The organism is Cryptosporangium arvum DSM 44712 (assembly GCF_000585375.1).
In the GTDB taxonomy this organism is placed as follows: Bacteria; Actinomycetota; Actinomycetes; order Mycobacteriales; family Cryptosporangiaceae; genus Cryptosporangium; species Cryptosporangium arvum.
The window spans coordinates 244,491-271,203 of sequence record NZ_KK073874.1 but is presented as its reverse complement, the minus strand read 5'-3'; the positions used below and the strand labels follow the sequence as shown (position 1 = coordinate 271,203).

The window sequence follows — 26,713 nt, the reverse complement described above, 5'->3', positions numbered from 1 at the left end:
CTTGGTCGGTTGCGTGGTTACGCTCGTAATGTGCCCGAGGACTTGATCGCGTTCCCCCAGGCGCGGCTGCACATAGTCACCGGAAAGGGCGGAACCGGGAAGACGACGGTCGCCGCGGCGCTCGCCCTGGCCCTGGCCGCCGGTGGCCGCCGCACGCTGCTCGTCGAGGTGGAGGGCAGGCAGGGCATCGCACCGATGTTCGGCCTGGACCCGCTGCCCTACGCCGAGCGACCGGTCGCGGTGGCACCCGAAGGTGGCGAGGTGCGCGCGCTGGCCGTCGACGCCGAGGAAGCGCTCCTGGACTACCTGGAGATGTTCTACAAACTCGGCCGCGCCGGGCGGGTGTTGAAGAAGCTCGGCGCCATCGACTTCGCGACGACGATCGCACCGGGCATGCGCGACGTCCTGCTGACCGGGAAGGTCAAGGAGGCCGTGACCAGGGCCGACCGCGGTCGACGCGTCTACGACGCGGTGGTGATGGACGCTCCGCCGACCGGCCGGGTCGGGCGGTTCCTGAACGTCAACGCCGAGGTCGCCGGGCTGGCGAAGGTCGGGCCGATCAAGACGCAGTCCGACGGCGTGATGGCGGTGCTCCGCTCGCCGATGACCGCTGTGCACGTCGTCACGCTGCTGGAGGAGATGCCGGTGCAGGAGACCGCCGACGCGGTCACCGAACTCGCCGGCATCGGGCTGCCGATCGGCGCCGTGCTCGTCAACGCGGTGCGGGGCACGTCGCTGGCCGACGCGAAGGTGACCCAGGCCGAGCTGAAGCGGGGCCTGGCGGCGGCCGGGCTGCCCGCCGACCGGGCGACCGTGAAGGGTCTGGCCGACGAGGTCGCCGACCACGTGCGCCGCGCGAGCCTGGAACAGCGTCTGCGGGGCGAACTGACCGAGCTCGGTCGTCCGGTGGTGGACCTGCCGTTCGTGCCCGAGGGAATGGACACCGACGGCCTGTACGAGCTGGCGGATGTGCTGCGGAAAGCGGGGGTGCGCGCATCGTGACCGTTTTTGACGTCGAGACGCTGCTGACCGACCCGGCGACACGCATCATCGTCTGCTGCGGCTCCGGTGGAGTCGGCAAGACCACGACCGCGGCCGCGCTGGGGCTCAGCGCCGCCGAGGCCGGCCGGCGCACGGTCGTGCTGACGATCGACCCGGCGCGCCGGCTGGCGCAGTCGATGGGGCTCTCCGAGCTCGACAACGTGCCGCGACGCGTGAAGAACGCCGGGGACAACGGCGGCGAGCTGCACGCGATGATGCTCGACATGAAACGCACGTTCGACGAAGTCGTGCTCGCGCACACCGACCCCGACCGGGCCGAGGAGATTTTCGCGAACCCGTTCTACCAGGCGATGTCGTCGTCGTTCTCCGGCACGCAGGAGTACATGGCGATGGAGAAGCTGAGCCAGCTCCGCGCCGCCGACGAGTGGGACCTGATCATCGTCGACACGCCGCCGAGCCGTTCGGCCCTGGATTTCCTGGACGCGCCCCAGAACCTGGCCCGGTTCCTGGACGGACGGCTGCTCAAGCTGCTGCTGGCGCCGGCCAAGACCGGCGGGCGCGGCGTGCTGAAGGTGATGTCGGGGACGTTCTCGCTGTTCAGCCGCGTCATCACGAAGGTTCTCGGCACCCAGCTGCTGGACGACGTCTCGACGTTCGTGTCCGCGCTCGACTCGATGTTCGGCGGCTTCCGGGAGCGCGCCCAGCGCACCTACGACCTGCTGAAGACGCCCGGCACGGCGTTCGTCGTGGTAGCGGCCCCCGAGCCCGACGCGGTCCGGGAGGCGTCGTACTTCGCCGACCGGCTCACCGGCGAAGGGATGCCGCTGGCCGGCCTGGTGCTCAACCGCGTTCACGCCACCGAGGTGCCGAATCTCTCGGCGGCCGCCTCGCTGGCCGCCGCGGAGAAGCTCGGGGACTCGGTCACGGCCGAGGTGCTACGGATGCACGCCGGGCTCTCCCGGCTGGTGGAGCGGGAACGGAGGATCGCGGCGGGGTTCACCACCGCGCACCCCGACGTCCCGGTCGTCGAGGTTCCCGCCGAGGCCGAGGACGTGCACGACCTCGACGGCCTGCGTCGAGTCGGTGCGGCCCTAACCGGTGGGCTGTAGTTCGTGCGCTTTGCGTGCAGCTTCGAGCAGTTTCCACCACGAAGTCACGTCAGGGCGACGACGTAACAACGCCCGGCGCTCACGCTCGGTCATACCACCCCAAACACCGAACTCGACGCGGTTGTCGAGCGCGTCAGCCAAACATTCAGTCCGAACCGGACAACCCATGCAGACCGTCTTGGCGCGGTTTTGAGCCGCACCTTGGACGAAGAGCGAGTCCGGATCGCTGGCACGACAGGCCGCACGTCCAGCCCAGTCAGCGATCATCGTCATCTCCGGCCCCCTTCAGCGTCACGCCGTCCCGGCAAGGCTCGTCAGGCACGCATCTCCGTGTGGGCGACGCCGTGTCGGTCCGGCATGCCTGCCCCAGGACGGTAAGAAAGCGACAGCGTTGGTTGGCAGCGGCCATACGGGTGATCTTTTAACAGCACTAATGGACAGTAGCCCTCCTCCGAACAGTGGAAGCTGTGCAGCTCAGGCGCGGTGCCTCCCGTCACACCAACTCACGAGTAACCACGCGGCCGAGGATTCTGGGTATCGCTGCGTACTCTGGGCGCCGTGAAGTTGCCTCAGGACCGCACGGTCGCCAACGTCGTCTCACTGGTGCTCTGCGGAATCCTCGCCGGCGTCGTGATCGCCGCTGCCGCCTTCCCAGCAGTCGGCGTGTCCGGTTTAACCGCTAAGTCCGCCTCGGACTCGTTCAGCGATCTTCCGGCCGAGCTCAAGATTCCGCCGGTGCCGCAGATCTCGACGCTGCTCGCGAGCGACGGCAAGACGGAGATCGCCCGGTTCTTCGAAGAGAACCGCCGCAACGTCAAGCTGGCCGACATCGCGCCGGTCATGCGGCAGGCCGTCGTGGCGGCCGAGGACAACCGCTTCTACGAGCACCAGGGCGTGGACGCCCGAGGCATCGTCCGCGCGTTCGTGAAGAACCAGAGCAACGGCGAGACCACCCAGGGCGCTTCGACGCTGACCCAGCAGTACGTGCGGTGGATCCTGAAGTACGGCGCGCAGAACGACGCGGAGAAGAAGCTGGCCACCGAGGACACGGCGGGCCGGAAGCTGCGTGAGATCCGCTACGCGATCGCGCTCGAGAAGGAGCTCTCCAAGGACCAGATCCTGGAGAACTACCTGAACATCAACTTCTTCGGTAACCAGGGCTACGGCATCTACGCCGCGTCCCAGGCGTACTTCAGCAAGCCGCCGTCGCAGCTGACGCTGCCCGAGGCCGCGATGATCGCCGGGATGGCGCAGAACCCGACCCAGTACAACCCGGTCAACAAGCAGAACGGCACCAAGGCGGCGCTCGACCGCCGCGAGTACGTCCTCAACCAGATGGTGAAGCTGAAGTACGTCACCCAGGCGGAGGCCGACGCGGCGAAGAAGGCCCCGTTGGGCCTCAAGCCGAAGGCGTCGTCGGGCCGGTGCGAGAACGGCAACACCAACTTCGGCTTCTTCTGCGGCTGGTTCCTCGACTGGTGGAAGTCGAACCCGGCGTTCGGCAAGACCCGCACCGAGCGCGAGGAGAACCTCAACAAGGGCGGCTACAAGATCGTCTCCTCGCTCGACGTCCGGATGCAGAACGGCGCGCAGAAGCAGATCGATCAGCGGATGGGCGCCGACAACCGGTTCGCGACCGGCATCGTCATGGTCGAGCCGGGCACCGGCCGGGTGAAGGCCATGGCGATCAACCGCAAGTTCGGCATCAAGAAGAACCCGGGTGGCAAGACCTACCCGTACACGACGAACCCGCTGCTGTCCGGTTCGCAGGTGTCGCCGGGCTACCAGGCCGGTTCGACGTTCAAGATGTTCACCGCGGTGGCGGCGCTGGAGAAGAACATCCCGCTGAGCCACTCGATCTACGCACCGGACCGGTACACGTCGCAGTACACCGGCTCCTGCAAGACCGGCGGCAACAAGTACTGCCCGAAGAACGCGTCCAAACAGATGCAGGGCCTGCAGACGATGTCGAGCGCCTTCGGCGAGTCGGCCAACACCTACTTCATCCCGTTGGAGGAGCAGGTGTCGGTCAAGTCGGCGGTCGACGCGGCCGAGAAGGCCGGAGTCGAATTCCGGGCCAGCGTCGACGTCGACAACAAGAAGGCGGCGCAGACCGACCCGACCGCCTGGGGTTCGTTCACGCTGGGCACCGCCCAGGTGTCGCCGCTGGACATGGCGACGGCCTACGCGACGATCGCCGCGCGCGGCAAGTACTGCGCCCCGCTGCCGCTCAAGTCGATCGCCGACCAGGACGGTAAGCAGCTGACCGAACTGGCCAACCCCACCTGCAAGCAGACGATTCCGCAGGAGGTGGCCGACGCGGCCGCCGACATGGCGCGGTGCCCGGTCGGCGACAACTCGATGGTCGGCCTCAACTGCACGCACGCGGGCGGCGTGCGCACCGCGGCCAGCATCAGCCGGGAGATCGACCGGCCGGTGGCCGGCAAGACCGGTACCACCGACGACAACAACGCGGCCTGGTTCGTCGGCTTCACGCCGAACCTCTCCGCGGCGGGCTTCCTCGCGAACCCCGACAAGTACAGCGACCAGGTCCCGAACACGCAGATCCCGATCGACGCCACGCGCGAAGCGCTGAACACCGCGCTCCAGAAACTGCCGGTGAAGAACTTCGTGGCGCCGACGAACAAGTTGGCGTTCGGCGTCCGGGTGACCGTGCCGTTCACCACTGGCGACTCGGTCGACGCCGCGACCAGCAAGCTCCGGTCGGCCGGCTTCGAGGTGCGGGTCTCCCCCACCCGGGAGAACTCCGACCAGGGTGAGGGTCGGGTCGCCCGCACCGACCCGGCCGGTGGCAGCAGCAGCACCAAGGGCGGCGTCGTCACGATCACGGTGAGCAACGGGCAGGCGCCCGAGCCGGACAAGCCGGAAGACGGGCAGGACCCCGGCGACGGGATCCGCGACCAGATCTGTGCCGCCAACCCCGACCTGCCGATGTGCCAGAACAACTGACGTGAACGGGGGCCCTCTCGGGGCCCCCGTTCGGGTGTTCAGTCGGAAAGTTGGCGCTTCACCTCGGCCGCCACCCGGCCGCCCTGGGCCCGGCCGGCCACGGCGGTCTGGACCGCCTTCATGGCCTTGCCCATCTGCTTGACGTCGCTGACGCCGGCCTCGGCGAGCGCGCCCGCGACGACGGTGGCGAGTTCCTCGTCGCTCAGCTGAGCCGGCAGGTACCGGTTGAGGACCTCGCCCTCGGCCCGCTCGCGCTCCGCACGATCGCCCCGTCCGCCCGACGCAAAGGCCTCAGCGGCCTCCACGCGCTTCTTGGCTTCCCGGGTAAGCACCCGAAGCACTTCGTCCTCAGAGAGCTCACGAGCGGCCTTCCCGGCCACTTCCTCGTTGCGGATGGCGGTGAGAGCCATCCGGATGGTCGAAGTGACGATTTCGTCCTTCGCCTTCATCGCGGTCGTGAGATCGGTCGTGAGGCGGTTCTTCAGGCCGCCCGCAGTAGTGCTCATGAGTACGACGCTACTCCCGGGGCGGGAAGGATTTCGGGCGTCTGCGGGTACGCTCCCGGACATGAAGTGGGGTACCCGTCTGTCTCTGGGTGTCGTCGGCGCGGGTGCGGCGACGCTGCTGTACGCGTCGGCCTACGAACGCCGGCACTGGACGCTCCGCCGGTTCGACGTGCCGGTGCTCGCTCAGGACGCCGAGCCGCTCCGTGTCCTGCACATCTCGGATCTGCACATGCTGGCCGGCCAGCACAGCAAGCAGACCTGGGTCCGCAGCCTGGAAGCGCTCGACCCCGACTTCGTCGCGCTCACCGGTGACAATTTGTCGTCCCCCGACGCCGTGCCGGCCGTGCTCGACGCGCTCGGCCCGCTGCTGCGCCGCCCGGGCGCGTTCGTGTTCGGCTCGAACGACTACTACGGGCCGGTCCCGAAGAACCCGTTCAAGTACTTCCTGCGCAACCACAAGCGTGTGCACGGCCCGTCGCTGCCGTGGACGGACCTCCGCGACGCCCTGGCCGAGGCCGGCTGGGCCGACCTCACCAACGCGAAAGCCACGGTCGTGGCCGGCGGCCAGCTGCTCGAACTAGGCGGCGTCGACGACCCGCACCTGAAGCTCGACGACTACCCCGCGATCGCCGGCTCGTTGGACCCGGGCGCCGACCTCCACCTGGGTCTCGTGCACGCCCCCGAGCCCCGGGTACTCGACCAGTTCGCCGCCGACGGCTACGACCTGGTCCTGGCCGGCCACACCCACGGCGGCCAGCTCCGCGTCCCCGGCTACGGAGCGCTCGTCACCAACTGCGGCATCGAACGTGATCTGGCTCGCGGAGCCCACCGCTGGAACGGCGACACCTGGATCCACGTTTCCGCTGGTATGGGCACTTCCCCGTACGCACCGATCCGGTTCGCCTGCCCGCCCGAGGTGAGCCTGCTCACCCTGGTTCCCCGCCCCGAGCACGGCGCACGCGATACCCGTGCGCAGGAGGCCGCAGGAGTCAGCTAGTATTTGCCCGTGCCGCCGGGGTGTGGCGCAGCTTGGTAGCGCGCTTCGTTCGGGACGAAGAGGCCGTGGGTTCGAATCCCGCCACCCCGACCAGCCACAACGGCAAGCCGGATCTCTTTTCAGAGGTCCGGCTTTTCCGTTTCTGGGAGCGAGTTGGGAGCGGCGCTGTTTTTCAGGAGCGCGTCGAGCATCGGGACGGCGCTGCTCCGGCTGATCGCGGCCCTCTGTTGGAGCGCGGTGGTCCACAGGTCCTCCAGCACGCTCAGTAACTCCCGCCGCATGCCTGGGGTGATGTGGCCGTAGATGCCATCCATGCCCGGGACCTCGTGGCCCATCCGGTCCGTGGAGAGCGAGCGGTGGATCTTGGCTTCGTCCATCCACGTCTTGTGGCCGTGCCTGAGGCCGTGCGGAGTGAGCCCGTTCAGCACCGGCAGCCAGGAGGCGAGCGCAGCGTCCGCCGGCGGTTGACGAAGTCCTCGTCTCCTCTGCGGCACGTGCGGCGGTGCCGCCGGATCGTTCGCCGGCCACGGGGGCAGGATCGCGCCCGGGTACGGCTGATTGAGATCAACCAGCACCGGCATCCGGGGCCGATTGCTGCGGCCGGTATACCAACCATCGGCCGCGGGTCGCATGATCCGCTCGCTGAAGTGCGAGCGCTGGTGATGCCCGCCCCGAGCGCCCAGAAAGACGTACTCGTCGCCGTGGCACCAGGGGATGTCGTCTCTGTCGTCGCCCTCCCGCTCGACGCACGGGCATCGGAGTTTCCGCCCCTGGCCCAGGTAGTTAGCGAGCAGCTGCCGGAGAAACGGCGGGATGTCGACGGTTCGCTTCGAGCCGTCCTTGGGATAGCCCCGGTAGAACCGGCCGCCGAGCTCGTACAGCTTCCAATGGATGTCGAGTTCTTCCTTACGGACCGCACCGGGGGCAATCGCTAGCGCCTCGCTCCACCGCATCCCCGTGTAAGCGATCGTCAGCAGCATGACGAACTCGGTCTGATTGCCAGTGAGCACGGCTGCCCGCTCGGCGACCAGAAGTGCCTGAAGCGGAGTCGACCAGGCTTTCTCCGCGTGCTCGATCCGCTGAATCCTTCGAACACCCTTCCGCCCGTTACCCCGCTTCCGGGCCGCCGGATTGACCTGGAGGTGCCGCGGGATCGCGTCCGACAAGATACTGCCTTGGCTGACGCCCGTGCGACCGCGGCATGCGGGCCTTCGGCCCGGTCCGCGGACGCGACGCCAACGCCGTACGAAGGAACGGCGCCGAAATTTTGGCTCGTTAGACGTCCGGGACGCCAGCCAAATCCTCGCGAACCCTGCGCGTTAGCGGATGAAGAATGCCGAAGTTTCGCTCGCAGTCAAAAAGAATCTGCTGGAATAAGGTCGTAGCGACATCAACCCTCCCAGCGGCCTGATACGCAACGGCCAAATTACGCCGCGCTTGAAATACCTTTGGGTGTCGCTCACCGAGCAGCCCTTGGCGCGCCGAGAGAACATACTCGAATGTTCGAATTGCGTCATCAAATCGCCTGGCTCTTTGATACGCGCCACCCAAGTTGCTTTGGAAGACCAAGGTATGCGGGTGGTGCTCACCCAGTAGCCGGCTCTGCTCATCTACCACCTGTTCAAGCAGAACTACAGCATCGTTCCACTTACCTTCGTCCTGGTAAACACCAGCGAGATTATTCCGCGCCATTAGCGTCTGCGGATGTTCGTCACCAAGCACGCGCAGTTGGTCGGCAAGTAGAAGTCTGAACATCTCGGCGGCCTCCGGAAACAATCCGGCTGCCTTATATGCATGGGCGAGGTTGTTGCGCGTATTAAAAGTGTCCGGATGCTCGCGGCCGAGAACTCGGATTTTATCTTCGAGCACCTCCTGGAACATTTCAATAGACTCGGCTGGGCGTTTGATCGCCAGATATGCAGCTGCGAGATTGTCTCGGTAAATCAATATATCCGGGTGGTCGCGGGGGAGAGCATTCCGGGCCATCGAGAGTATCGGTTCTAGAATCGCGATCGTTTTACGGGGCTGATTCGCCTCCATATAAGCATGGGCAAGATTGTTTGACGTACGAAGCGTTTCGGGGTGCAGATCCCCTAGAACTCGCCTGCGACTCTCTAGGACCTGCTCAAGCAGCCTTACCGAATCAGCTATCCAACCAGCCGATTGATACGCTGCGGCTAGATTGTTCCTGGCTGTAAGGGTACCTGGATCGTCCGCGCCCAGAAGCTGCACCGTCTCGGTTGAAACCTGTTCAAGTAGTTGGATAGCATCAGCAACTCTTCCTGCGGCCTGGTATGCACTAGCTAGATTGTTACGCGCACCCAAGGTGATCCTGTCCGAATTTCCCAGCTTCTTCTCAGAGCTTGTAAGAATTTGCTGGCTAACCCATATTGATTCGGCACTCTGCCCTACGGCGAACAGATACGCGCCAGCCAGATTTCCCAAATGAAACCCAGCACCCACTCGGGAGTTCATTACCGGGCCTGAATCCCTGTCGGGATTCTCCTCGGCTAGCACGGGCATTACTGCAGCCAGTACGTGGGGCAGGAACAGGCGCCACCAGTGCCACACATTAGGATTGGATCGCACTTGCTGCGGAGCGATACGCCGCAACACCTGTAGTAGGTCATCGTGAACCCGACGCAGGTCCGCTGAATCCAGTTTCTCGCGGGTAGTGGCCGCCACAAGTCGATGCAACCGCACGGTGTCTATTTCGCGTGCTACCAAAGAATACGAAGCTAGGGCACCGACGGCATCGTTAAACTCCACCGGATTTTGGACAATTTCAGAAAGCGCACCGGCCCATTCGGCGTCCGCCGCGGTAAAAAGCTCCAGCGGTATTGGCTGCGCGGCAAGCAGTGAGCAAGTCCGGAATAGCTGTAGGGCCGCTGGATTGACACTGGCGATACGCTCTACCGAGAGTTGCCAGACTGTGGCCACTGTGTGCGCATGTCCTCGCACTCGACCTTTGCCAAGTAGCCGGGTAGATGCGCTTTCCCAAAGAGTTAGGTAGCGGTCAGCGCCAATGTCCTCCGTGTCCATGTAGGCCGCTGCCTGTTCTAGACCCAGAGGTAGATCGCCAAGTTCATGAGCAAGCCGATCTGCGCTGCCCATGTCTGTGTGCGGGCACCGATCCACAAGGAACGTAATTGATTCGGCGCGGTCCCAAACTGCGATTTCCAGTACCGTCCCAAGCGATCGGAATCCGCTCCGCCGCGTCGTCACCAGCACTTGTCCGGTGCCAGATGAGGGAACCCAGTTCTCTATCAGATACGGATCCTCGGCATTGTCGAAGACCAACAGCCAGCGATCCCGACGTCCCAATGTCGCTTTTACCGCAGCAGCTGTGTTAAGCGGATCGCCAGCTGTTGCTTCGGGCAAACCCAGGGCAGCACCCAATTCCGCGAGTTGGCCAGGGATCGCGGTCGGATCCTCCGCATCGATCCACCACACCACATCAAACGCAGATGATTGACGATGGCAGTACTCGACCGCTGTCTCGGTCTTGCCCACCCCACCCAAGCCACGAACCGCAGCCACCGTCACCCGTCCTACGGTGGACAACTCCTTATGCAAGCGATCAAGTAGGCCTTCTCGTCCGGTAAACCGGGGATTCGCTCGCCTGACGTTGAACACCCCTGGAAGCGCGCCCGGGAAGTCCGGTTGTTCGACGCCGATACTCCGCCCGGTGGCCGCGCCCGTACCCGGGTAGGCCGGCTCACTGTGTGGTTTCGCCCTTCCGTCCCGTGCTGCCCGCAGGCCATCAACAAGCTGTGTCCGCGCTTCTTCGACATCCAGGCCAGCCAGGTTGATCCAGCTTCGACCCGCCAGCAAGCCCTTGAGGTCGCATGGCTGCACCACGACGGGCACCACCCGCCTATCGCTCCCAGACGGGTCCCGCGCCCACACCGCCTGCCACTCCGCCGTTCCTACGGCTGAGGAGCCCGGGTATGAAGGCGAGCACACGGCCACCAACTGGTCGCACTCACGCACCACCTGATCGACCCACTCCACCCAGGCGGTGCCTGGCACGGAGTCCCAGTCCTGCAAATAGGCTCGGGTCTCCAAGGCCTCATCAGCCTCGATCGCCCAGGCGATCCACTCCGCCCACTTCCGATCCGCTGCCGTGTAGGAAACGAACACACTCGACTGATGACTTGCCCCGCCCACAGCATTCACCCCACCCATGCACACCAGTCTGGTCGTACACCGCTACTGACCGCTACCGGTGACACCTCAATAGTCCGAACGTTTGACCGGCTATTCGGATCGCCAGCCCAGCGAACGATCGCCTTAAGGGCGGATCGACGGAGGCACTCACGCCGACCGAGGTTAGGAGTGAACTGGGAGCGAGCAGCAGCGGTCAGCGTCGGCCAGACTCGTTCATTCACAGCTGTCCACATCCGTCCACCAGCCATAACACGTCCAGCCAGCGAATGAGGCGACCGCCGGCCCCGTTCGGGACGAAGAGGCCGTGGGTTCGAATCCCGCCACCCCGACCAGCCACAACGGCAAGCCGGATCTCCTCCTAGAGGTCCGGCTTTTCCGTTTTTGGGATCGACGCTGTTTACAGGAGCGTGTCGAGCATCGGGACGGCGCTGCTCTAGCTGACCGCGACCTCTGTTCGAGCGCAGCCCGGGCCTGACCGGCAGCCAGGAGGCGAGCGCAGCGTCCGCCGGTGGTCGAGTCTCCTCTGCGGCACGTGCGGCTGTGCCGTCGGATCGTCCGCCGGACATGGGGGCCATGGGGTACGGCGGGTTGCGGACGACCAGTACCGGCATCCGAGGCCGATTGCTGCGGCCGTTGGCCGCGGGTCGCGTGTTCGCTCGCTGAAGTGCGAACGCGGGTGATGTCCGCCGCGGGCACGCAGGAAGACCTACTCGTCGCCGTGGCGCCCTCTTCGACGTGGTCTTCGGGCTGGGAGCACACGGCACGTGGACGTCTGCGCACCCGGACCCGGAGGCCATGTCGAGGCGGCTGTCCTGGTGGGGAGTCGCCGGCCTCCCGAACGCTGTCGGCGGCAGCTCCCACGGCGTCTCCGCCGGGGTGCCACGACCGGGATCCTGCCCTCACTGTCCGTGGTGTAGTCGGCAGAGCCCATCCGCCTCGGACCGCCGCCGGCAGAACTCACTGGGCGATCGGGCCGCGCGGTCATGGAATCGACGTCCTGATGCCCTGGGCTGTACACGTGACGGTTACGGCGGATCTCCCGACTGACCGTCGACGGCGCCCGGCCCGGAGCCTCCGGTCAACGGGCGCGCGGCACCGGACGTCAGGGTGCAGGCGGTAGCTGGGCGTGCAGGACCAGGTCCTCGGCGGTGTCGCACAAGGTGCGGTCGGCGTATTGGGAGGTGAGGGTCAGCTGCCCGAGGGCTGCTTCCAGCGTCCCGCCGTGTCGGGCGATGAGGATGCCTTTGGCTTGTTCGATGACCGCGCGGGAGTGCATGGCCGCGCGCATGTCTTCGATGAGCTGCGCGGTGGCCGTGTGGCGGTAGGCGTTCGCGAGAGCCACGGCGGCGTAGCCGGCGAACGCGAGGGCTAGTTCGACGGCGCGTTCGTCGAAAGCGTCGAGGCTGGTGGCGTAGAGGTTCAGGCCACCGACGGTGTGGTGCTGCACGGGCAGCGGTATCGACAGTGAGCTGCGTGCTCCCTGCTCGTGGGCGCTGGGGGTATAGGCGGGCCAGCGCTTCTCGTTGGCCATGTCGGTGACGACCACGACCTGCCCGCTGCGGGCGGCATCCAGGCACGGCCCGTAGCCCGCCCGGTATTGGCCCTGATCGAGGGCCAACGCCCGGTCGCCGGCATGGGCAACAGTGGTCGCTTGGTTGCGCGCGACCACGGTGACGGACACTTCCGTCGCGGCCGCGATGGTCCGGCGGGCGAGCACGGCGATCTTCAGCAGAAGGTCGTGAAGCGGGGGCTCGGTGATCGGGATGCGGCCTAGTTCAGCGAACGCTTGCGCCGGGGTCCTGATATCGGCCGACACAGTGAGGTTCTCCACTGCGTCGGCGGGTCTGTCTTGCATGTGAACGGCTTCCTGTGACGCTCCGCCCGGCTGGTGTCACCGCGCGGGAACGATCACAGTGGTACTGCCCCGAGAGATCGAGAGGCGCGACGGCTGACCTGCGGACGCAGGTCCCGGACGCTACGGTCCGGATCCCTGGGGAACTACCTTCACAGTAGCCCTGGCCAGGGGTCAGCGCTGTCCCTCGATCTCGCGGGCGAAGCCGATCGTCAGTTCAGTCCTTCTGCGACCGGCAGATGCCGGATGGACTGTCCGCCTTTGCGGTTGTCCCACCGCCCGTACTTCGACTCGAGCAGAGTCGCGAGTTTGTGCAGAGCACCTGTACAGGCTTCGTCGACCGACGCCGCGTCATGAGTGACCGTGACCGACGGCTGCCCGGCGGGGCGCGCCTCCAGCAGGCAGCGTTTGTCGGTGCCACCGGATTTCGCGGCGTTCTCGTCGCTCACATGGATCTCCACACGGGTGAGCCGCTCGCTGAACCGCGCGAGCACGGACGCGACCTCGGCTTCGATCTGCTCCCGCATCGCGTTGTCCACGTGGACGTGCTTGTCCGTGTTGAGCAGAATCTGCATTGATCTCCCTCTTTCGTGGGCGGCCGGTTCCTTCGTACAGGGATAGGCAATGCACGGCGCTCTGAACCATGCGAGGGTTCTGACCAGATCGTGCGCGCGCAGGCCGGCATCGGCAGCGGGGTGTCTCCGAACGGAAGTCACCGGTGTCCCCGCGTGAGTGATAGCGCTCCCGGGGCGCGGCGATGATTCGCGGCGATCCCGGTCCGGGTCGGCTGATGGCTCAGCATCGTCAAACTACACCGAGGTGGCGTGTTCAGCCGTTGTGCGGGGAGCCCCGTGGCCCGCGGTCTGGTCTACCGTTCGCGGTACGTCGATCTCCGTCGGCGGTTCCGGTGTCGGAGGCAGCGACTGTGGACGACAAGAGCCTGGCGACCGGCCTGACGGGTCTCGCCGGTCTGCTGACCGGACACCGGGCCCTACCGGAGACGCTGACCCACATCGCGCAGTTCGCGGTGCAGGCGATTCCCGGAGCGGAAGGCGCCGGTCTGACGATGCTCGACGACGACCGACCGCAGACCGTGGTGGCCAGCGCGGAATTCGTCCGCGTGGTCGACGACGTGCAGTACGGGCTGGCCGAAGGCCCCTGCCTGCTCGCCGTGGCGACCCGGCAGACACAGCTGTCGGGATCGCTGGGCGGGGAGCGTCGGTGGCCGCGGTTCGGCCCACGAGCGGGGCGGATGGGGGTGCACAGCGTCCTGTCGTTGCCGTTGCTGCTGCCCGACCGGGTGATCGGCGCGCTGAACGTCTACGCGCACGAGAAGGACGCCTTCGGGCCCGACGCCGAGCGGATCGGCGAGTTGTTCGCCCGGCCGGCAGCGGTGTCGGGCCACAACGCCCAGGTGCTGGCCCGGTCACAGCAGTTGGCTACCCAGCTCGGTGAGGCGTTGACCAGCCGCGCGGTCATCGATCAGGCGCGGGGGATTCTCATGAGCCGCACCGGCGCGACGCCGGAGGAAGCTTTCGATCAGCTGCGCACGATGAGCCAGGCCCAACACGTCAAGCTGGCGGAGGTGGCCCGGACGCTGGTCGCGGAGGCCGTGCGCCGGGCCAGGAGACCGGACGCCGGCTGACACCGGATTCACCGTCCCGCGCGTCGGTATGTGACTGACCGGGAAAGCGTCGTCAGCGGTCTCATCGATGCGCGACCGTCCTGGCCAGGTACGGGTGGGCGCTTGCTGCGCATCTGCCGTGCAGCCGCGGAGGCGCTCGCGGCGTCGGGCACCGGTATGAGCGTATTCACTCCGGATGACGTCCGGGGGTGTGCGCCGCCTCCGACCCGCGGAGCGAGCTGATCGAGGAGTCGCAGTTCGTCCTGGGGGAAGGCCCGTGCATCGATGCCTTCGAGAGCCGCCGCCCGGTTCTCATGGCCGACCTCGCCACGCACGCCACCGCCCGCTGGCCGATGTACACGCCCGCCGTGGACGACCACGGTGTCCGGGCGGTGTTCGCGTTTCCCCTGCAGATCGGCGGAGCCCGGCTCGGTGTTTTTGATGTCTTCCGCGATCAGAAGGGGGAATTGTCCGATGAGCAGCTCACCGACGCCTTGACGTCGCCGACGCGGTCGAACCGGGCGGAACTCTTCCAGGCTCAGGGGATGGTGATGGTGCAGATCGGCGGCACAATCAGTGAGGCCATGGTCCGAATGCGCGCGTGCGCCTACGCCGAGAGCCGCAGTTTGAGCGACATCGCCCGCGATATCGTCGCCGGTCGCCTGAGTTTCGGTCAGGACCGTTCGTAACACCAGAAAATCCACGCTCAGAAGCCGGGAGGCAGATATGACGACCGTTTCCGCCGAGCGGCTCGCGTCGGTATTCGTCGAGTTCGCCGACACCCTGACCGAGCAATTCGACCTGCTCGAGTTCCTGCACATGCTCACCGGCCGGACTGCTGACCTCGTCGGCGCGGCCGCGGTGGGGCTGGTCCTCGCCAACAAGAACGGCAACCTGGAATTCATAGCCGGTTCGGACGAGAAAGCCAAACTTCTCGAGCTCTTCCAGCTACAAAACAGGGAAGGCCCCTGCCAGGAGGCCTATCGCACGGGCAGGCCGGTGGTCAACGTCGATCTGGGCGAAGCCGCGTCGCGGTGGCCGCGGTTCGCTCCCCAGGCCTCGGCCCTCGGATTCCGGTCCGTCCACGCGTTCCCGCTGCGGCTGCGCAGCCAGACCATCGGGGCGCTGAACGTGTTCAGCGACACCAGCGAGGGCAACTTCGACCGGAAGGACGTTCCGATCGTGCAGGCGCTCGCCGACGTCGCCGCGATCTCACTGCTACAGGAACGTGCGATCCACCGCGGCGAGGTCCTCACCGAGCAACTCCAGAGTGCGCTCAATACTCGCGTCGTCATCGAGCAAGCGAAGGGCGCGATCGCGCAAATTCATCAGATCAGCGTTGACGACGCCTTCGTCCGGATTCGTGCCTACGCCCGCAACAACAATAGGCGACTCACCGATGTCGCCCACGCCGTGATCTCCGACCGGAGCAGCGTTCCCGGCCTGGCTTGAACGGCGCCTCACCGGGAGGCCCGTCCACGCCGGTCGCGGTAAGAACTACCGGTTGGCCAGCCGACGCGCGGTCCGCGCGGACCGCTTCGCCGCCCCGATCAGCCGCTGGTTCGGCTTCTGCTGCTCACCCTGCTGCGCTCCGAGGACGACGAGCACACCGGTCAACGCGGGAATCACCCACTGGACGACACGCAGTTGGCGCTGCGTCGCGGCGACGTCCTCGGGGGTCTGCTCACCCGGGACGACGCTTCCTTCCGCCGGTACCTTCCCCGCGGTCGCCACTCGGGCTCCGAGTACGCCGCTGTAAACGGTCGCGGCTACGGCTGCGACGGTGATCGCGGTCTTGGCAACCGTGTTGGCGGTGACGCCGGCCTGGCCCGCGACTCGTCCGCGATTCGCGACGACCAGTCCGAGACCACCGACCAGGTGCGTGCCGATCGAGGCCGCCGCTATCGGGGACCAGCGGGCCCAACCGGCTGCGGCGACCCTGACCCGGTCCTTCTCGTCCCCGACTTCGTTCGCGGCGCCGTTGACGCCGATCGCTCCCATCAAGGAGCCACCGAACCAACTGGCCAAACCGACGTCATGCATTGATCGGATCACTGTGTTGCGGGATTCCATCAGAACCCTTTCTTAGACAGCCGTGCGTGCCGGCCTGGAGCCGGGCGTGCGGGATCGGCTCTGCTGCTGCAGAGCGGGTGCCGCCCGGGCGGAGAAATTGGGTTTCCGCCACCGTTGATATATCCGCACGGTGGACGCTCGACAAATACCCCGAACCTGCCGGGGTAATCCCTCGCTGCCGGCGATCTTTGTCCTGTGCTCGCGAACGGCACTTCCACTTCGCGCGGTGTAGGATCGAGAGATAATGGGCAATACGCCGTTCACGGAGAGTTTCGGCGGCGCTGGAGCGCGGGCCCGCGGCACCCGGCCGTTCAATTCAACCGACAATTTTACGCCCGATTTCCACTTGGTACGAACGAATTGTTCGGACTGCTGCAATGCAGCTTTGGAGTATTTGATGTCGAGTCCGATGACTGCTGTCGAAGACCGCGGAGCTCCGTCCAGCGAGGCGGAGAACGCCCCTCGCACCTGCGACGTCTGCCCGCACGAGACCGGATCGCACGATCCCATCTCTCGTCGTTACTGTGCGGCCACGCTGGCGACCGCCCTGACCCGCGGCTGCATCTGCACCTGACCGGACCGGCGGCGCGAGGCGCCGCCTGACGGGGCGGACGGCACCGTGACTTGGTGTTATCGTCCCCTCAGCTCGACGTGATGCTCTGCTTCCGTCGTCAAAGTTTTGCGGGCCCAGACTCCGCCCGCCCTGCTTCGAGCCTCCGCGACCGATCAACCCGCCGCCTTTGCGTGGCGCGCATGCCGCACACGCCGCCCGGTCGGCTGCTGCAGGCCTCTCCGCGCCGGATGACGGACGGCCGGGTCAGTCTCCATCAAGGGGCCATGCGTGACCGTCCGATACAGCTTTGTCAGCACCTATCCCCCGACCCAGTGCGGTTTGGCGACGTTCACCGCCTCGCTGCGTGCTGCGATTCCCGCCGACGACGCCGAGCACCGCGTCATCCGGTTGACGGACGAACCTCGGGACGACTCGCCGTCCGAAGTGGTCGCCGACCTGGTCGCCGGTGATCCGGCCAGCCTGCGGCGCGCGGCCGGCGAGATCAACCTCACCGACGTGACGATCGTCCAGCACGAGTACGGCATCTACGGAGGTCCGGACGGCGAAGAGGTGCTCGCCTTGCTGGACGCGATCCGGGTGCCACGCATACTCGTGCTGCACACGGTGCCCATCACCCCGACCTGGCGGCAACAGTGGGTTCTGCAGTCCGTTCTGGATCGGTCGGAGACCGTCGTGCTGTTGACCGACGCGGCCCGGGACCGGCTGGCGTCCCAGTACCAGATACCACCGAGCAAGCTGCACGTCATCCCCCATGGCGCCCACCAGGTCGGCCCGGTGCCGACGGGCCCGCGTCCTGGTCGGCCGATCATTCTGACCTGGGGCCTGCTCGGCCCGGGCAAAGGCATCGAGTGGGGCATCGACGCCATGCGGGAACTACGCGACCTCGATCAACCGCCGTTGTACCTCGTCGCCGGTCAGACCCACCCGAAGGTGCTCGCGCACGAGGGAGAGGCATACCGGGACCGGCTGGAAGCCCGAGTCCGCCGGAATGGGCTGAAGGAGTACGTCCACTTCGACAGTCGCTACCACGACACGGCGTCGCTGAGCCGGCTGATCACCTCCGCGGAGGTCGTCCTCTTGCCCTACGACTCCCCCGACCAGATCACGTCCGGGGTACTGACCGAGGCCGTCGCCGCGTTCCTGCCAGTGGTCGCGACGCCGTTCCCCCATGCGGTGGAACTCCTGTCCACAGGCGCCGGCCAAGTCGTCCCGCACCGCGATTCCGTCGCCATCGCCGCCGCGCTACGCGTCGTCCTCACGCAGGGCGCCGCAGCGAGCCGGATGCGCGAGGCCGCTGCCCGCACCGCACCGACTCTGCACTGGCCGACCGTGGCCACACGTTACCGACGGCTGGTGGCCGAGACCCTGCTGCCGAGCAGCCTGATCGGATGAACCGCGGGTCGCGGCTCCCGCTGTCCCACCTCGCCGACATGACCGACGACGCGGGCCTGTTCGAGCACGCGTTGCTCACGGCCCCTCGGCGAGAGCACGGATACTGCCTCGACGACGTCGCGCGGGGACTGGCCGTGCTCTGTCGATTCCCGGAGACGTCGTTCCTGAGCGACCGGCTCCTGACGATCTATCTCGGCTTCACCCTCGCCGCGCTGGCGCCGGACGGCCGGTGTCACAACCGGATGGCGACCGACCGCGAATGGCGTGACGAGCCAGGCCTGGGCGACTGGTGGGGGCGCGCGTTGTGGGGACTGGGCGCGGCAGCCACCCACGCGCCCTCGAACGAGGCTCGAAAGCGCGCGCTGGACGGGTTCCGGGTCGCCGCGCAGCAACGCTCACCGCATGCGCGGGCCATGGCGTTCGCCGCGCTCGGAGCCGGAGAGATCCTGATCGCGGATCCACGGGAGGAGGCCGCTCGGGCCCTGCTGCACGACGCTCTCGACACCCTGGGGCCGGCCGACCCGTCGCCGGGGTGGCCGTGGCCGGAGCCCCGGCTGCGCTACGCCAACGGCGCCGTGGTCGAGGCCTTCCTGGTCAGCGGGGTCGCCCTTCCGGCGCCCCGGGCGGTTCTCACCGGCCTGCGGCTGTTGACCTTCCTGATGGACGCCGAAAGCCATGACGCCCGGCTGTCGGTCACCCCCACGACCGGGCGTGGCCCCGGGGAAGCCGGGCCGGGCTACGACCAGCAGCCGATCGAGGTCGCGGCGCTGGCCGACGCGTGTGCGCGGGCGTACGGGATCACCGGTGATCCGCAGTGGCGCGAGGGCGTCCGCGCGGCCTGGGCGTGGTTCCGCGGCGACAACGACGCGGGCGTGCCTATGTTCGACTCGCACACCGGCGGCGGATACGACGGGTTGGAACCGGGGGGACGTAATCTCAACCAGGGCGCCGAGTCGACGCTTGCCGTGCTCGCCACGGCCCAGCAGGCTCAACGTCTCGGAGTACTGGGATGAACGTGACCGCGCCCGTTCTGCACCGCACCGACGCCGGGCTCCGACCGGATCCGAGCCGAGTGGTCGCCCGGCTCTTCCTCCCCGGCGAGGAGTTGCCCCGGGTGCGTTCCCGGGTCGGTGCCGTCGTCACCCGAGTACTGGCCCTTCCGGACGACGAGGTCGAGCAGATCACCGCTGACCTGCTGAGCGATTACTCCACTCGGCACCGTGGATACCGGGCGATGCTGGTCGAACACGCCGCTGTCGTTCGCTCGCACATCGGTCGGGACGTCGAGCTGAGCGACGATCGGACTCTGCTGCTCGGCGCGGCCTTCACCGCCGAGTTCGCCGTGGAGGGCGCGGCGCTGTGCAACCCGAGCGCGGTCCTCGCTCCGGATCAGAGCGGCACGGCGCCGGGACAGGTCCGGGTCGCGCTCAGCCTCCGTTCCATCGGCGAGGGACATTTCTCGTCCATCGGGTTCTGTTCCGCGCTCGCCGGGCCCGGTCCGATCTGGTCCTTCGAGGACCGGGCCCGTCCCTTGGTAGGGGCCACGACGACTCCGAGTCGTTGGCGGATCGAGCACCTCCGGTCGGTACTGGCCGACGAGCACAGCGTGGAGGAGTTGGCGAGCGCGGTCCTCGCCGCGCTGCCGGCCGAGTTCACCGTCTCCGACCTGGACCGGGTGCTCGCACACGTGCATCCAGAGTTGCTCACGCGTCTCGGCGCACGATCCACCGTCGACGCGTTGCGGCGGGTGATCACCTCCACCTACGACACGCGCTTCGAGGCCGGCGTGGAGCTGGCGCAACAGGTCCTCCTGCCCGCTGCCGCCGATGAGAGCAACGGGATGGAGGACGCGCGGTTCGTCCGCTTCGAAGAGCCCGACGGAACCGTCGAGTACCGGGCGACCTACACCGCCTACGACGGCCAACGGATCGCCCCACGGCTCCTGCGCAGCCCGGACCTCCGCTCGTTCGGCGCCCACCGGCTCTCCGGACCGGCGGCACGCAACAAAGGGATGGCGCTCTTCCCTCGCACGATCGGCGGACGGTACTTCTCGCTGTGCCGATCGGACGGGGAGAGCACCAGCGTCAGCAGTTCCGCCGACGGCTATCGCTGGGAGACCCCGCAACTGATCCATCCCCCGCAGGCGTCCTGGGAGATTCTCCAGGTGGGCAACTGCGGACCACCGATCGAGACCGAACGTGGCTGGTTGGTGCTCACCCATGGCGTCGGGGCCATGCGCACCTACTCGATCGGCGCGATACTGCTGGACCTCGACGATCCCACCCGCCTCGTCGGACGGCTGGAACGCCCTCTGCTCCAGCCGGCCGCGGACCAGCGCGAGGGTTACGTCCCGAACGTCGTCTACTCCTGCGGCGGCCTGGTCCACGACGGGATCCTCTGGCTGCCCTACGGAGTCGGCGACGCGCTGATCAGCGTCGGATGGACGCCGCTGGGCGACCTTCTCGAAGCCCTCAACTGAGGATCCGCTGGTAGACCCGGAGATAGTCGTCCACCATCCGGTCGGATCCGAATCGCTCGGCCGCCCTGGTGCGGACGGCGGCTCGGTCGAGGCGGGCGGCCGCCGTCACCGCCGTGATCGCCTCGTCTCGATCACGCGGCAGATATCCGGTCACTCCGACGTCCACCACCTCGGGCATCGATCCCCGTGGGTAGGCGACCACCGGCGTCCCGCACGACATCGCCTCCACCACGGACAGCCCGAACGGCTCGGCGAAGGCGATCGGATGCAGCAGCACCGCCGCGGACCCGAGCACCTCCGCGCGCCGAGTTGGTCCCACGGACCCGAGATAGGTCACTCGATCACCGTCGACGTGGGGCTCGACCTGTTCGGCGAAGTACTGCTCGTCCTGGACGATTCCGCAGATCAGCAAGCGCCGGCCGGTCGCGGCGGCGATCGCGATGGCTTCGGCCGTGCCTTTGTCCGGATGGATGCGTCCGAACGCCACCAGATGCTCGCCGGCGTCCGGCCGGAACGGGAGATCGTCCAGATCGACGCCGTGATGGACGGTGGCGACGTAGTCGAGCCCCGGTGCACGGTCGGCCTCGGAGATCGCGACGTAGGCGGCACCGGCCCGCTGGTAGGCCGGGAGAATCCGCCGGTCGGAGAAGCCGTGGACCGTGGTCACCAGCGGAGCGCGGACGTGCGCGGCGAACGCCAGGGGCAACCAGTCCAGATGACTGTGCAGCAGGTCGAAGCGCTCCGAGGCGGCCAGCGCGTGCGAGACGTGCAGGGCCTCCCAGATCCTGCCGTCCATCGACGGATCCTCGGCGTACCCATGGGGGCACACACCCTCGAGCCGCGCGGACGTCCGGGAGTCGAGCGTCGCGAACAGCGTCACGTCCACGCCGCGGGCGACCAACCCCTCGGTGAGAAGGCTGGTCACCGACTCCCAGGGCCCGTAGTGCTCTGGCGGAGTACGCCAGGCCACGGGGGCCAGCATGGCGACCTTCACGGGCGCCCCTCTCTGCGCTCGAAATGCGATGTCATGGTCGCCCACAGTGGTCAGGAACTCACGAACTGAGACGGCAACATGTAGCGTGGAGGAGCTGAGCCGTCAGCCGATCCGGGACGGAGACGCCGCACACCTTGCCGCGTTCCGCGAGCACCACCGCTCAGAGCCGGTCACTTCGAGGATCTCCGTCCGGAGCCCTGCGTCGACCTCGGCAACACTCATCCGCGATCCGTCGGTTTGACGATACTCATCGCCGCTGACCTCATCGCCGACCAACCCGCACCTCCGGTACCGGCCCAGACAGGACCAGCATGAACCAGCGCAGGACGCGCTTCAGCGTCGCACCGGCCTCCGAGCCCGTGACCGACGCCGCCGTGGACACCGGTCTGCGCCTGGCGGTCGAGGCCGCCGGACGGGCACCGTCGATGTTCAGCACCCGGCCGTTGCACTGGCGACTCGTGTCGCACCAGCTGGAACTGCGCGTCGACCGGGACCGCGCGCTGACCGCAGGTGACCCGCACGGGCGCGTGCTCACGCTCGAGTGCGGAATCGCACTGGACCACGCGTTGGTCGCGCTCGCCGCATCCGGCTACTGGGCTTCGGTGGAGCGTCTCCCGGCCGACGACGTATCGGGGCTGATGGCGCGAATTCTCCCGACCGGGACGTACGAGCCGACCGCATCGGACGCTCGTCTGCTGCGGGCCATCACCGAGCGCCGCGCCCATCAGCGACGCGTTTCGCACACCCCGGTACCGAACGGGACGATCGACCGCCTCCGTCGCTTAGCCGAGGGCTGGGGTGTCTACCTGACCGAGGTGCACGCCGAGTCCCTCGTCGAGTTCCACGTCCTCGCTGCGCGAGTGGACGAGCCGGGCCAGAGCCGGCGCGACTATCCAGCGGAAGCAGCTGCCTCGGCGCACCGGCTGATACCGCTCCGGGCGCTGTGCCCGGAGAACCGGGATTTCCTGCTGCCCGGCCCTGGCCACGACGGCAGCGCCCGCTACCTGGTGCTCTGGAGCCCTCGCGACGACTCGGCGTCCTGGCTGGCGGCCGGCGAGGTGACCAGCACGATCCTGCTGGACGGTTCCGTTGCCGAGCTCGAGGTCAGCCCGATGGGCGACGTCGTCGAGACACCGATCTCGCGAACCCTCGTGCACAGCCTGCTCGGCAACCGGGGCTACGCACACGCGGTCCTGCGGATCGGGATGCGCGTCGCCGAGCAGCCGACGCTCGATCTCGGCCGGTGCTAGTCCGCATGCGCGGCCGGCCGGGCGTGCGCGGCGCGTCTGATCAGGCCGACCCGAACCGTGGGTCCGGACACGGTGGATCCGCGGAACGGCCGAGCAGCACCCCGTGGTTGACGAGCACCTGCGAGCCGCGGGCCGCGCTGGTGCCCCGGCTCGCGGCCGCCATCGCCGCCATCGCTGCGATCGGCGCGGCGGCGGGTGGTATCAGAAGGAGATCCAGGACCAGGTCGTTCTTCGCCAGCACGACGACCTCATGCTGGTCGTTGGGGTTGAACCAGCAGATGTCGACTCGGTGCCGGTCGAACGGAATTTCCCGTGGGGTGGTGAGCCATCCGGATCCGCTCAGCGACATCCGCTCCACGTCACCGATGACCGCGATCACTTCAGCCATCAACAGCGGGAACTCGACCAGCGGTTTGCGTGTACGCGGCCACCACGCGCCGTCGAGGACGCTCTCCCCGGCGCGCTGGTCGCTCAGGACCAGGCGTACTCGGCCATCGTCAAGCGCGGCGTCAGCAACCATGAAACGTCCGATCCGGCGAACGCCGGTCTGTGGTTCGCCGGCGGAGGCGCACAGCGAGCCTGCTATCCGCGAAACTCCTCCAGCTTCATCACGATACACCCGATGTGTGAAGCGGTTACTCCGGAACGAACGCCATCATGGTCACCCACACTGCACGTCACGGGCACAGTGGTTACGCTCCTCTGGTGGTTGAGCTGGCCGATGAGGTGTTCTCCGCGGTCCGGCTCGCGGCCGTCCGCCGATCCGAGCTGATCGGCACCGGCACCGAGGCGTCATTCGACCGGCTCGCGGGCTTGGCCGCCCGGCTCCTCCGCACCCCGTTCGCGTTCGTGACCATCGTCGACGACCAACGGTCGTTCTGGAAAAGCTGCATCGGCGTCAACGCCACCGACCCGGGCGAACGGCAGAATCCGGTCGGAGAATCGTTCTGCCAGTACGTGGTGAACAGCGGCGAACCACTGATCGTGGGCGACGTGACCCGCGATCCGGTCACGGCGGGCAACCCGTCGATCGAGAAAATGGGAGTACGGGCCTGGGCCGGCTTTCCCGTGCACTCCCCCGACGGACAGATCCTCGGCACGTTCTGCGTGGTCGACACCGTGCCGCGGGTCTGGACCGACGACGACGTCCAAGTGCTGGAAACCCTGTCCCGGTCGGTGTCCGGAGAGATCGCGCTGCGGGCAGCCCTGGCCGAAGCCCGCACCGCCGCGGCGGACTCGGCGCTGCTGGCCGAGACGTTGCAGCTGAGCCTGCTCCCGCCGGCGCTCCCCGTGGCTCCCGGCCTGGACCTGGCCGCGGCCTACCATCCCGGGGGCCGGGGCAGCGAAGTCCTCGGCGACTTCTACGACGTCGTGCCCTCCCGCCGCGGAAGCTGGTCGGTCTTCGTCGGCGACGTCTGCGGCAAAGGCCCCGAGGCCGCGAAGACCACCGCGCTGGCCCGGTACACGCTGCGCGCCGCGGCCCTGCAGCACGCCTCGCCCGCCCAGGTCCTCGGCCTGCTCAACCCTGCGCTGCGCGACTGGTTCGGCACCAACTACGGGCGGTTCGTCACCCTCGCCTACACCACCATCCGCGCCACACCACGCGGATGCACCGCCCGGATCGCCACCGCCGGCCACGAGCCGGTCGCCCTCCGCCGCCGCGACGGAACCGTCGAACTCATCCATACCCGCGGCCCCGTGCTCGGCGTGATCCCCGCCCTGACCCTCACCGAACGACGCGTCCAACTGCGCCCCGGCGAGTCGCTGATCCTGTACACCGACGGCGTCACCGAGGCCCGCGCCCCACGCAGTACGGAACAGTTCGGGCCCGAACGCCTTCAGAAGACTCTGGCCGGTGCGGAGGTCAGCGACACCGCCGCCGACCTCGCTACCCGCCTCATGGACGCCGTCCTGGACTTCGGGGGAACGATCACCAGCGACGACGTCGCGATCCTCGTCGTCCGAGTCCCCCCGGCCGGTCCGCCCTCCGTCCCGCCGACGAGCGTTCAGGCGGTCATGTCGCCATAACGGCCCACACGGTCTTGCCGTCCTCGCCGTGGTCACATCCCCAGTCGTCGGCGATACCCGCGACCAGGCGAAGGCCTCGCCCACGGACAGCCAGCGGGTCCAACGCGGAGATCCGGGCGGGAGTGCGATCGCGGTCCCGGACCTGGATGCGCAGCGTCGTGCCAGCGCGTTGTACGACCAGCCGAAAAGGGGTGCGAGCGTGATCGATGACATTCGCGACGAGTTCCTCGACGACCAGCAGCGCGTCCTGGCTCACGTGCGCCGCGACATTCGACTCGGTCAGCAGAGCGCCCAGCCGGTGACGAATCCGGGCTGAAGCTGCCGCCACCGGCTCGTAGACCTCCTCCAGCCGGAAAGCGCCGCCCGGGTCGGCGCTCACGGCAGGCCCGACGTCATTCGGTCGGGTCAGCGGGCGGAACCCGCACCGGTTCGTCCGCTCCCGTCGCGGGATCGGCAAGCCAACGCACGGCTTGCCGCAGGCCGGGCGGAGTGGCGAACCCACGCCGATCCATCGCTACGCAGTAGTCCTGCGCGGCGCCGTGGTACTGCCGGCGCAGTTCCTCCCGGTCGGTGGACGCGTCCGAGGCGTAAGCCTCCTGCGCGGTCAGCAAGCAGGCGGCGAGTCCGTGCAGCTCCGGATCGGTGGTCGACAGGTGCGGGGCCAGCGCGGCGGTGAGAGCCCGCAGTGTCCCGCCCGCCCGCGACACGGGGGCGCGCACCGTGTGGGGTTCGATGTACTCGGTCACGCGATCCGGGCGTGGCCGCAGCATCGTCACCGGGCTGATCACGATGTGCTCCCCTCGGTGTTTCCGGCGTCTTCCGATTCGAGGAGAGAAGCCCCGTGGTTGCCGTTGGTGCCGGACGCGGCGGCCGCCATCGCGGCTGCCGCAGATCCTTCGCTGGTGTCCGGCGGGACGACGAGCAGGTCGAGACGGAAACGGCCCTCGGTGGAGACGCTGATCTCATGGATGTCGCTGGGTCCGTACCATCCCAGCCGGATGGCGCGCCCGGCCACGGTGATCCGCCGCGGTGTGCTCTGCCAGAGCGCCTTGTTGAACGTGATCCGGTGGACGAGACCGAACTGCTTGTTCAACGCTTCGATCAACGGGGGCAGCTCGGACAGTGGATCGGTGGAGTGCGGCCACCAGCCACCGTCGAGCATGCCTTTCCCGGAAAGCGTCGGATCAATTCGAAGTCGCACCTGCGTGGCGGTGGCGGTGACGTCCATGACATCGACCTGTCCCCGGTCAGCGACCGGTGGTTGCCATTCGTCCAAGACGACGCCGACGCTACTGCCAACGCTCGAAGGGTCTCGGTTACTACAAGGTAGCCTCATTCGGCCCGCACAAACGCTCGTCGCCATCTAGTGGTGGACGTTGCGCTTGCCCGCCAGCCGGACCTGATCGGGCCACCGCACGTTCCACGCCCAGCCAAGCCGTTCGAAGACCCAGATCAAGCGGGCCGACGGATCGAGTTGTCCGCGCAGCACGCCGTGCCGGGCACCGGTCGAACGGCCGGGATCCGACGACGTGGCAGATCGAGTTCACCGGCCAGGTCACGTGGTGCAGCAGCGACACGGCGATCAACGGGCCGAACATCCGGAGATCACGGTCGGCGACGGCCAGGGCCACCCGCAACCACCGACGGGCTCGGAACGAACCGTGCGTGAGATAGCGGCGGAACCCCACCGTGA

The 26,713-nt window shown here is 67.6% G+C and carries 25 protein-coding genes, 1 tRNA gene and 1 pseudogene; 14 read left to right on the top strand and 13 right to left on the bottom strand.

Annotation, left to right across the window (positions count from 1 at the left end; genetic code table 11):
• Window positions 1–30: 30 nt before the first annotated feature.
• Together bagA and bagB are read left to right on the top strand one after the other, a co-directional pair.
• Window positions 31–1,002: an ATPase BagA gene (bagA, locus tag CRYAR_RS01295; RefSeq protein WP_035847764.1), complete on the top strand. Its 972-nt coding sequence runs from the start codon at window positions 31–33 to the stop codon at window positions 1,000–1,002.
• Window positions 996–2,111: an ArsA-related P-loop ATPase gene (bagB, locus tag CRYAR_RS01290; protein WP_035847762.1), complete on the top strand. Its 1,116-nt coding sequence runs from the start codon at window positions 996–998 to the stop codon at window positions 2,109–2,111. Before bagA ends, bagB begins: the two co-directional genes overlap by 7 nt.
• Here the strand turns inward: bagB and CRYAR_RS44835 are convergent.
• A complete protein-coding gene (locus CRYAR_RS44835; RefSeq protein WP_084699898.1) occupies window positions 2,094–2,384 on the bottom strand; it encodes a WhiB family transcriptional regulator in 291 nt (96 codons plus the stop codon). The two genes, bagB and CRYAR_RS44835, sit on opposite strands and share 18 nt — an antisense overlap.
• Before the next feature lie 285 nt (window positions 2,385–2,669).
• On the opposite strand from CRYAR_RS44835, the gene CRYAR_RS01285 reads away from it, so the two are divergent.
• Window positions 2,670–5,081, top strand: a complete 2,412-nt coding sequence (locus CRYAR_RS01285) for a penicillin-binding protein (protein ID WP_051569575.1) — start codon at window positions 2,670–2,672, stop codon at window positions 5,079–5,081.
• Window positions 5,082–5,119: 38 nt separating this feature from the next.
• Here CRYAR_RS01285 and CRYAR_RS01280 read toward each other — a convergent pair whose 3' ends face one another.
• Window positions 5,120–5,587, bottom strand: coding sequence for a GatB/YqeY domain-containing protein (locus CRYAR_RS01280; RefSeq protein ID WP_035847760.1), 468 nt, complete (start codon window positions 5,585–5,587; stop codon window positions 5,120–5,122).
• A 61-nt stretch (window positions 5,588–5,648) separates the two neighbouring features.
• Between CRYAR_RS01280 and CRYAR_RS01275 the strand changes: the two genes are divergently transcribed.
• Window positions 5,649–6,584 carry a metallophosphoesterase gene (locus tag CRYAR_RS01275; RefSeq protein WP_035847758.1) on the top strand — a complete coding sequence of 312 codons (936 nt, stop codon included), beginning with the start codon at window positions 5,649–5,651 and terminating at the stop codon, window positions 6,582–6,584.
• A 16-nt stretch (window positions 6,585–6,600) separates the two neighbouring features.
• A tRNA-Pro gene (locus CRYAR_RS01270) sits at window positions 6,601–6,677 on the top strand.
• 26 nt (window positions 6,678–6,703) lie between these two features.
• On the opposite strand, the gene CRYAR_RS01265 is transcribed toward CRYAR_RS01270, so the two are convergent.
• The 4 genes from CRYAR_RS01265 to CRYAR_RS01255 all read right to left on the bottom strand — a co-directional run bounded on the left by CRYAR_RS01265 (window position 6,704) and on the right by CRYAR_RS01255 (window position 13,181).
• A complete protein-coding gene (locus tag CRYAR_RS01265; protein ID WP_157017226.1) occupies window positions 6,704–7,750 on the bottom strand; it encodes a site-specific integrase in 1,047 nt (348 codons plus the stop codon).
• A 109-nt stretch (window positions 7,751–7,859) separates the two neighbouring features.
• Window positions 7,860–10,772 carry an FxSxx-COOH system tetratricopeptide repeat protein gene (fxsT, locus tag CRYAR_RS44830; protein ID WP_157017224.1) on the bottom strand — a complete coding sequence of 971 codons (2,913 nt, stop codon included), beginning with the start codon at window positions 10,770–10,772 and terminating at the stop codon, window positions 7,860–7,862.
• A gap of 1,084 nt (window positions 10,773–11,856) precedes the next feature.
• Window positions 11,857–12,609, bottom strand: coding sequence for a GAF and ANTAR domain-containing protein (locus CRYAR_RS01260; RefSeq protein WP_084699894.1), 753 nt, complete (start codon window positions 12,607–12,609; stop codon window positions 11,857–11,859).
• Window positions 12,610–12,818: 209 nt separating this feature from the next.
• A complete protein-coding gene (locus tag CRYAR_RS01255) occupies window positions 12,819–13,181 on the bottom strand; it encodes an HPF/RaiA family ribosome-associated protein (protein ID WP_035847754.1) in 363 nt (120 codons plus the stop codon).
• 350 nt (window positions 13,182–13,531) lie between these two features.
• Between CRYAR_RS01255 and CRYAR_RS01250 the strand changes: the two genes are divergently transcribed.
• The 3 genes from CRYAR_RS01250 (at window position 13,532) to CRYAR_RS01240 (ending at window position 15,682) form a co-directional block, all read left to right on the top strand.
• Window positions 13,532–14,251, top strand: a complete 720-nt coding sequence (locus CRYAR_RS01250) for a GAF and ANTAR domain-containing protein (RefSeq protein ID WP_035847752.1) — start codon at window positions 13,532–13,534, stop codon at window positions 14,249–14,251.
• 188 nt (window positions 14,252–14,439) lie between these two features.
• Window positions 14,440–14,919: a GAF and ANTAR domain-containing protein gene (locus CRYAR_RS01245; protein WP_211247215.1), complete on the top strand. Its 480-nt coding sequence runs from the start codon at window positions 14,440–14,442 to the stop codon at window positions 14,917–14,919.
• A 37-nt stretch (window positions 14,920–14,956) separates the two neighbouring features.
• Window positions 14,957–15,682 carry a GAF and ANTAR domain-containing protein gene (locus CRYAR_RS01240; RefSeq protein ID WP_035847749.1) on the top strand — a complete coding sequence of 242 codons (726 nt, stop codon included), beginning with the start codon at window positions 14,957–14,959 and terminating at the stop codon, window positions 15,680–15,682.
• A 45-nt stretch (window positions 15,683–15,727) separates the two neighbouring features.
• On the opposite strand, the gene CRYAR_RS01235 is transcribed toward CRYAR_RS01240, so the two are convergent.
• Window positions 15,728–16,231 carry a hypothetical protein gene (locus CRYAR_RS01235; RefSeq protein ID WP_211247214.1) on the bottom strand — a complete coding sequence of 168 codons (504 nt, stop codon included), beginning with the start codon at window positions 16,229–16,231 and terminating at the stop codon, window positions 15,728–15,730.
• A gap of 316 nt (window positions 16,232–16,547) precedes the next feature.
• On the opposite strand from CRYAR_RS01235, the gene CRYAR_RS50565 reads away from it, so the two are divergent.
• The 4 genes from CRYAR_RS50565 (at window position 16,548) to CRYAR_RS01220 (ending at window position 20,748) form a co-directional block, all read left to right on the top strand.
• Window positions 16,548–16,877: an RGCVC family protein gene (locus CRYAR_RS50565; protein ID WP_211247213.1), complete on the top strand. Its 330-nt coding sequence runs from the start codon at window positions 16,548–16,550 to the stop codon at window positions 16,875–16,877.
• A gap of 267 nt (window positions 16,878–17,144) precedes the next feature.
• A complete protein-coding gene (locus tag CRYAR_RS01230; protein ID WP_035847745.1) occupies window positions 17,145–18,269 on the top strand; it encodes a glycosyltransferase in 1,125 nt (374 codons plus the stop codon).
• Window positions 18,266–19,282 carry a hypothetical protein gene (locus CRYAR_RS01225; protein WP_035847743.1) on the top strand — a complete coding sequence of 339 codons (1,017 nt, stop codon included), beginning with the start codon at window positions 18,266–18,268 and terminating at the stop codon, window positions 19,280–19,282. The genes CRYAR_RS01230 and CRYAR_RS01225 overlap by 4 nt, the downstream gene beginning before the upstream one ends.
• Complete coding sequence (locus CRYAR_RS01220) at window positions 19,279–20,748, top strand: glycoside hydrolase family 130 protein (RefSeq protein ID WP_035847741.1); 1,470 nt, start codon at window positions 19,279–19,281, stop codon at window positions 20,746–20,748. Before CRYAR_RS01225 ends, CRYAR_RS01220 begins: the two co-directional genes overlap by 4 nt.
• On the opposite strand, the gene CRYAR_RS01215 is transcribed toward CRYAR_RS01220, so the two are convergent.
• Window positions 20,741–21,742 (bottom strand): glycosyltransferase family 4 protein, encoded by a 1,002-nt coding sequence (locus tag CRYAR_RS01215; RefSeq protein WP_211247211.1) that lies wholly within the window; start codon window positions 21,740–21,742, stop codon window positions 20,741–20,743. The two genes, CRYAR_RS01220 and CRYAR_RS01215, sit on opposite strands and share 8 nt — an antisense overlap.
• A gap of 311 nt (window positions 21,743–22,053) precedes the next feature.
• On the opposite strand from CRYAR_RS01215, the gene CRYAR_RS01210 reads away from it, so the two are divergent.
• Complete coding sequence (locus CRYAR_RS01210; RefSeq protein ID WP_035847739.1) at window positions 22,054–22,992, top strand: nitroreductase family protein; 939 nt, start codon at window positions 22,054–22,056, stop codon at window positions 22,990–22,992.
• Window positions 22,993–23,032: 40 nt separating this feature from the next.
• Here the strand turns inward: CRYAR_RS01210 and CRYAR_RS42485 are convergent, their stop codons facing one another.
• Window positions 23,033–23,512 carry a DUF5994 family protein gene (locus CRYAR_RS42485; RefSeq protein WP_051569571.1) on the bottom strand — a complete coding sequence of 160 codons (480 nt, stop codon included), beginning with the start codon at window positions 23,510–23,512 and terminating at the stop codon, window positions 23,033–23,035.
• 185 nt (window positions 23,513–23,697) lie between these two features.
• Here CRYAR_RS42485 and CRYAR_RS01200 point away from each other — a divergent pair, with 185 nt between their 5' ends.
• Entirely contained in the window at window positions 23,698–25,020 is a 1,323-nt protein-coding gene (locus tag CRYAR_RS01200) for a GAF domain-containing SpoIIE family protein phosphatase (RefSeq protein ID WP_051569570.1), read from the top strand.
• On the opposite strand, the gene CRYAR_RS01195 is transcribed toward CRYAR_RS01200, so the two are convergent.
• The 4 genes and pseudogenes from CRYAR_RS01195 to CRYAR_RS51175 form a co-directional block, all read right to left on the bottom strand.
• Complete coding sequence (locus tag CRYAR_RS01195; protein WP_051569569.1) at window positions 25,007–25,399, bottom strand: ATP-binding protein; 393 nt, start codon at window positions 25,397–25,399, stop codon at window positions 25,007–25,009. The genes CRYAR_RS01200 and CRYAR_RS01195 overlap by 14 nt on opposite strands.
• Before the next feature lie 13 nt (window positions 25,400–25,412).
• Window positions 25,413–25,808, bottom strand: a complete 396-nt coding sequence (locus CRYAR_RS46680; RefSeq protein ID WP_035847737.1) for a hypothetical protein — start codon at window positions 25,806–25,808, stop codon at window positions 25,413–25,415.
• Window positions 25,805–26,248, bottom strand: coding sequence for a DUF5994 family protein (locus CRYAR_RS01185; RefSeq protein WP_157017222.1), 444 nt, complete (start codon window positions 26,246–26,248; stop codon window positions 25,805–25,807). Before CRYAR_RS01185 ends, CRYAR_RS46680 begins: the two co-directional genes overlap by 4 nt.
• A gap of 135 nt (window positions 26,249–26,383) precedes the next feature.
• Window positions 26,384–26,606: pseudogene (locus tag CRYAR_RS51175) on the bottom strand (acyl-CoA desaturase); the annotation flags it as partial.
• Window positions 26,607–26,713: the final 107 nt, after the last annotated feature.

What these genes read in the sequence shown, in the direction of transcription:
- CRYAR_RS44835 (WP_084699898.1), bottom strand. Translation starts at nt 2,384, where the DNA reads ATGACGATGATCGCTGACTGGGCTGGACGTGCGGCCTGTCGTGCCAGC.
- CRYAR_RS01280 (WP_035847760.1), bottom strand. Translation starts at nt 5,587, where the DNA reads ATGAGCACTACTGCGGGCGGCCTGAAGAACCGCCTCACGACCGATCTC.
- CRYAR_RS01275 (WP_035847758.1), top strand. Translation starts at nt 5,649, where the DNA reads ATGAAGTGGGGTACCCGTCTGTCTCTGGGTGTCGTCGGCGCGGGTGCG.
- fxsT (WP_157017224.1), bottom strand. Translation starts at nt 10,772, where the DNA reads ATGGGTGGGGTGAATGCTGTGGGCGGGGCAAGTCATCAGTCGAGTGTG.
- CRYAR_RS01260 (WP_084699894.1), bottom strand. Translation starts at nt 12,609, where the DNA reads ATGCAAGACAGACCCGCCGACGCAGTGGAGAACCTCACTGTGTCGGCC.
- CRYAR_RS01255 (WP_035847754.1), bottom strand. Translation starts at nt 13,181, where the DNA reads ATGCAGATTCTGCTCAACACGGACAAGCACGTCCACGTGGACAACGCG.
- CRYAR_RS01240 (WP_035847749.1), top strand. Translation starts at nt 14,957, where the DNA reads ATGACGACCGTTTCCGCCGAGCGGCTCGCGTCGGTATTCGTCGAGTTC.
- CRYAR_RS01235 (WP_211247214.1), bottom strand. Translation starts at nt 16,231, where the DNA reads ATGGGAGCGATCGGCGTCAACGGCGCCGCGAACGAAGTCGGGGACGAG.
- CRYAR_RS50565 (WP_211247213.1), top strand. Translation starts at nt 16,548, where the DNA reads ATGGGCAATACGCCGTTCACGGAGAGTTTCGGCGGCGCTGGAGCGCGG.
- CRYAR_RS01225 (WP_035847743.1), top strand. Translation starts at nt 18,266, where the DNA reads ATGAACCGCGGGTCGCGGCTCCCGCTGTCCCACCTCGCCGACATGACC.
- CRYAR_RS01220 (WP_035847741.1), top strand. Translation starts at nt 19,279, where the DNA reads ATGAACGTGACCGCGCCCGTTCTGCACCGCACCGACGCCGGGCTCCGA.
- CRYAR_RS01210 (WP_035847739.1), top strand. Translation starts at nt 22,054, where the DNA reads ATGAACCAGCGCAGGACGCGCTTCAGCGTCGCACCGGCCTCCGAGCCC.
- CRYAR_RS42485 (WP_051569571.1), bottom strand. Translation starts at nt 23,512, where the DNA reads ATGGTTGCTGACGCCGCGCTTGACGATGGCCGAGTACGCCTGGTCCTG.
- CRYAR_RS01185 (WP_157017222.1), bottom strand. Translation starts at nt 26,248, where the DNA reads ATGGACGTCACCGCCACCGCCACGCAGGTGCGACTTCGAATTGATCCG.